The 4,204-nt window shown below is 64.5% G+C and carries 5 protein-coding genes and 1 pseudogene; 2 read left to right on the forward strand and 4 right to left on the reverse strand.

Annotation, left to right across the window (positions count from 1 at the left end; genetic code table 11):
• Together EN742_RS26375 and EN742_RS26380 are read left to right on the forward strand one after the other, a co-directional pair.
• Positions 1 to 343: pseudogene (locus EN742_RS26375) on the forward strand (D-alanyl-D-alanine carboxypeptidase); the annotation flags it as partial.
• Positions 344 to 347: 4 nt separating this feature from the next.
• Complete coding sequence (locus EN742_RS26380; RefSeq protein ID WP_126058043.1) at positions 348 to 1,472, forward strand: GTP-binding protein; 1,125 nt, start codon at positions 348 to 350, stop codon at positions 1,470 to 1,472.
• Between the two features lie 18 nt (positions 1,473 to 1,490).
• Here the strand turns inward: EN742_RS26380 and EN742_RS26385 are convergent, their stop codons facing one another.
• From EN742_RS26385 to EN742_RS26395, 4 genes are all read right to left on the reverse strand, one after another.
• A complete protein-coding gene (locus EN742_RS26385; protein ID WP_126058044.1) occupies positions 1,491 to 1,739 on the reverse strand; it encodes a sulfurtransferase TusA family protein in 249 nt (82 codons plus the stop codon).
• A 53-nt stretch (positions 1,740 to 1,792) separates the two neighbouring features.
• The gene (locus tag EN742_RS26390; RefSeq protein ID WP_126058045.1) at positions 1,793 to 3,082 is read right to left on the reverse strand and encodes a murein L,D-transpeptidase family protein; all 1,290 of its coding nucleotides are present in this window, start codon (positions 3,080 to 3,082) and stop codon (positions 1,793 to 1,795) included.
• A 254-nt stretch (positions 3,083 to 3,336) separates the two neighbouring features.
• The gene (locus tag EN742_RS40085; RefSeq protein ID WP_281033022.1) at positions 3,337 to 3,465 is read right to left on the reverse strand and encodes a hypothetical protein; all 129 of its coding nucleotides are present in this window, start codon (positions 3,463 to 3,465) and stop codon (positions 3,337 to 3,339) included.
• A 234-nt stretch (positions 3,466 to 3,699) separates the two neighbouring features.
• Positions 3,700 to 4,204 (reverse strand): carboxyl transferase domain-containing protein (locus EN742_RS26395; RefSeq protein WP_281034998.1); only part of this gene is annotated, 505 nt, incomplete at its 5' end.

Genomic DNA, 4,204 nt, shown 5'->3' on the forward strand with positions numbered 1-4,204 from the left:
GTCCTATGGCGACACGATCTCGGCCAACGATTTGCATGACGAGATCTGCAAGAAGAAGACCAAGGCGGAGCAGTCGGAAGCAGCGCCCGCTCCGGCCAAGGATGCGCCGAAGTCGCCTTATCAGGTCAAGCTCGACCACCCAACCCTGGTCGCCGTCGGGCTCGGCGGCGCCGACGGGCCGACGCCGAAGGCGATGCTCGATCAGGCCGGCAAGGAATATGCTGACGTGCCGCTGCCGAGCTGGCGGCCCGACATTCCGGCGCCGACGGGCGCCGAACCGGCCGCAACCGGGACGGCCGCGGCCGCCGCGCAGGGCGACCAGCCGGTCAAGGTCGCGAACTAGCCCGATGGGCGGCAGCTTTCCCATCCCGGTCTCGGTGCTCACCGGCTTCCTCGGCGCCGGCAAGACGACGCTGCTCAACCGGCTGCTGAAGGACCCGCAACTTACCGACACGGCGGTCATCATCAACGAGTTCGGCGAGGTGGCGATCGACCATCTGCTGGTCGAGCAGGCCTCAGACGGCATCATCCAGCTTTCCGACGGCTGCCTGTGCTGCACGGTGCGCGGCGAACTGGTCGATACGCTGGCCGACCTCGTCGACCGGCTGCAGACCGGCCGCATCGCCAGGCTGGCGCGTGTCGTGGTCGAAACCACCGGGCTTGCCGATCCGGCGCCGGTGCTGCAGTCGATCATGGCGCATCCGGCGCTGGTGCAGGCTTTCCGGCTCGACGGCGTGATCACTCTGGTCGATGCGGTCAACGGCAATGCAACCCTCGACGCTCATGTCGAGGCGGTGAAGCAGGTGGCGGTCGCCGACCGCATCGTGCTCACCAAGACCGACCTCGCCACCGATGCCGGCGATGTCGCGGCGTTGCGAGCGCGCCTGCGTCAGCTCAATCCCGGCGCCGTTCTGCTCGATGCCGATGACAGCGAAACCGGCGCCGCGGCGCTGTTCGACTGCGGGCTCTACAACCCCGAAACCAAATCGGCCGATGTGCAGCGCTGGCTGGGCGAAGAGGCTGGTCATCATCACCATGATCATGATGGCCACCACCACCATCATGGCGACGATCATCATCACGATCACCAGCATCGCCACGATTCGCGTGTGCGCTCGCATTCGCTGGTCCATGACGGTCCGGTGCCGTTCTCGGCGATCGAGATGTTCCTCGATCTGCTGCGCTCGACGTATGGCGAGAAGCTGCTGCGCATGAAGGGCGTCATCGAATTGCTGGAGGATCCGTCGCGGCCGCTGGTCATCCATGGCGTGCAGAAGATCCTGCACCCGCCGGCAAGGCTGCCGGCCTGGCCGGAGGGCAATCGCGGCACCAGGCTGGTGCTGATCACGCTCGACATGCCGGAGGACTATGTGCGCCGGCTGTTCGCCGCCCTCACCAACAGGCCGTCGATCGACACGCCCGACCGCGCGGCGCTGGAGGACAATCCGCTGGCCATAGCCGGGCGACGGTAAGGGGCCAGGACCGCGAACTCAGGCGGCGCCGCGCTCGACCAGGAAGCGATGGCCGCCGGACACCGCCGCCGTTTCGACGAGCTGATGGCCTGCGTCCGAGCAGAAGGCCGGAATGTCGATGACGGCAAGCGGATCGGTGGTTTCCAGCCAGATCAGGCTGCCTGGCCGCATCGCGGCCAGCCGCTTCTTCGCCTTTAGCACGGGGAGGGGACAGTTCAGCCCCTTGAGATCGTAGACGGCGGGGCGCTTTTCTCTTTTTTCAAGCATGTCGTTGTCCCAAAACCGCCCTACACTTTGGGCGACATGCATCAGCCAAAACCTCAGCCGCCGAACATGCCGAGCAGCTTCTTCTTCAGCTTCGTCACCGTGCCGTCGTCGGCGCTCGCGGCCTGCGTTTCGGCTGCCGGTTCGGCCGCTTCGACGCCCGCGGTGGTGACCGGCTGCTGGGCAGCCTGCTTGGCGGCTTCCGCCTCGGCCAATGCCTGGGCCTTGGCAGCTTCCTTGGCGGCCTTGGCTGCCTGTATGGCTGCGAGCCGCTGTTCCTCGGCCTTGCGCTTGGCTTCCTTCTCGGCGTCGAGCGCGGCCATCTTGCGGCCGAGCGGCGAATCGATACGGCCCATGCGCGCGGTCTCGGTCACCGAGCCGTCGCCGTTCATCGATGGCGGGTCGATCGGCACGCGCTCGCCGCGGGCGCGGCGCTTCGACCAGTCGGAAACGATGCTGGCTTCCTTGATGCCGGCAATCGTCGGCTTGGGCGCCGGCGCGCTGGACTTGACCGCGCCGTTGAAGGCCGAGTCATAGGTGCTCTGATAGGCGCTATAGGCGCTCTTCAGCGAATCCGGCTGCGTGGTGGCGGGGCAGGGCCCGGTGGGATCGAAGGTCGTGCCTTCGGGAGCCACTTGATTGAAGACGTAGCGCTTTTCGCAGACGTCGACCTTCGGCGGCACCTTGGTGATCTCGAAATTGTCGTAGCCGACCTTCAGCATCTTCCAGAAATCGTAGTTCGGGTCGTTGCGGTAGCGCGCCATGTTGGCGGCGGTCATGCGGAACGGAAAGGCCTGGATCTGGAACTCGGTCTGCCCGCCCTGGAAGGCATCGCGGCCGAAGGCGTAGATCTGCTCGATCTGGGCATCGGTCATCGAATAGCAGCCCGACGACGAGCAGGCGCCATGCACCATCAGGTTGGAGCCGGTGCGGCCATTGGCGCGGTCATAGGCGTTGGGATAGCCGATGTTGAAGGACAGATGGTAGTTCGAGCGCGGGTTCATCTGCGAGGGCCGGACCGTATAGAAGCCTTCCGGCGCCTGGCGGTCGCCTTCCGTGTACTTCGGCCCGAGCTTGCCCGACCATTTGCAGATGTCGTAGCTGGCCACCATCTCGTAGCGGCCATTGGTCTTGGCCTTCCAGATCTCCAGCTTGCCCTCTTCCTTGAAGATACGGGCCATCACCGACGAGGTGCGGACCATGCCCTTGGCCTTCATGTCGGCCAGGATCTTGTCCGGCAGCGGCTTGTTGGCCTCCGGCGCGAAATCCTTCATCGAGGAATCGTTGCAGCCGGCGACGCCGATGGCGGCGATCAGGACTCCGGTACGGGCAAGCTTGGCAAACATGGTACGGCTTAGTCTTTCCCTCGGGCCACGGGTTCAACCGCCAGGCCCGCACGCTGAACATGAGCGGACCGTAAGCCCGTTAACCTTGAAAAATCCTTACCGCAAGCCTCGAACGACCCCTCGCGGCAATTTCATTGAGCCGAACGCGGCGGCATTTTTGTGGCGGAATCGTGCCCGTACACCACTTTGCCGCGTAGCGGCCGAAGCTATTCCAGGGCGATCAGACGTTTTGACAGAAACGGATTTGACGGGGACTAGTTGACGTCGGTGCCAGTGCCATTGCTGTTGCCGTTTTCCACTGGCGGCTGGGAAGTCGCTTGTTGGGCCGTCAGTGCTTGCAGGCGGGCCGCTTTGATCAGCGTGGGTTTCTCGTATTTCTTCATTTCAAATCCCCCGAAACGAGAAGCTTAATTAGCAGCCGTTAAAGCAAAGTGTCTATGGCGGCCCCGCTCCGAACCACCGGATCGCCGCCTGGACCACCGATGTGGGTGGCGCCTTCCGGACGGAAAACCGTTCCAAACGTTTGATGGAACTGCCCGGATATAAAGCGCGTCGGGCTGAAACGGTGTTAGGCGATGCGCCTTAAGCCCTCCCAGAACCGCCCACATTTCCGGGCACTAGAGGCTGCGTCCCATGGCCAGGTATTTCTCGCGACGCTGCTCACGGAAATCGGTGTTGGCGCCGGCAAAATCCTTCATCGTCTTGGCGATGAGGTCGCCGGTGGCGGCGATCACCGTCTCCGGCGCCCGATGGGCGCCGCCGAGCGGCTCGGGGACGATGGCGTCGATGATCTTCATTTCGTAAAGATCCTGGGCGGTGATCTTCATGTTGGTCGCCGCGTCCCTGGAGCGGGTGGTGTCGCGCCACAGGATCGAGGCTGCGCCCTCCGGCGAGATCACCGAATAGATGGCATGCTCCAGCATGTAGACCCGATTGGCGGTGGCGATGGCGATGGCACCGCCCGAACCGCCTTCGCCGATCACCACCGAGATCGACGGTACCTTGAGCGCCAGACAGGCCGAGGTCGAGCGGGCAATCGCCTCGGCCTGGCCGCGTTCCTCGGCGCCGACGCCGGGATAGGCGCCGGCGGTGTCGACCAGCGTCAGAAGCGGGATCTTAAAG

The organism is Mesorhizobium sp. M4A.F.Ca.ET.020.02.1.1 (assembly GCF_004022645.1).
Taxonomy (GTDB): domain Bacteria; phylum Pseudomonadota; class Alphaproteobacteria; order Rhizobiales; family Rhizobiaceae; genus Mesorhizobium.

What these genes read in the sequence shown, in the direction of transcription:
- EN742_RS26380 (WP_126058043.1), top strand. Translation starts at nt 348, where the DNA reads ATGGGCGGCAGCTTTCCCATCCCGGTCTCGGTGCTCACCGGCTTCCTC.
- EN742_RS26385 (WP_126058044.1), bottom strand. Translation starts at nt 1,739, where the DNA reads ATGCTTGAAAAAAGAGAAAAGCGCCCCGCCGTCTACGATCTCAAGGGG.
- EN742_RS26390 (WP_126058045.1), bottom strand. Translation starts at nt 3,082, where the DNA reads ATGTTTGCCAAGCTTGCCCGTACCGGAGTCCTGATCGCCGCCATCGGC.
- EN742_RS40085 (WP_281033022.1), bottom strand. Translation starts at nt 3,465, where the DNA reads ATGAAGAAATACGAGAAACCCACGCTGATCAAAGCGGCCCGCCTGCAA.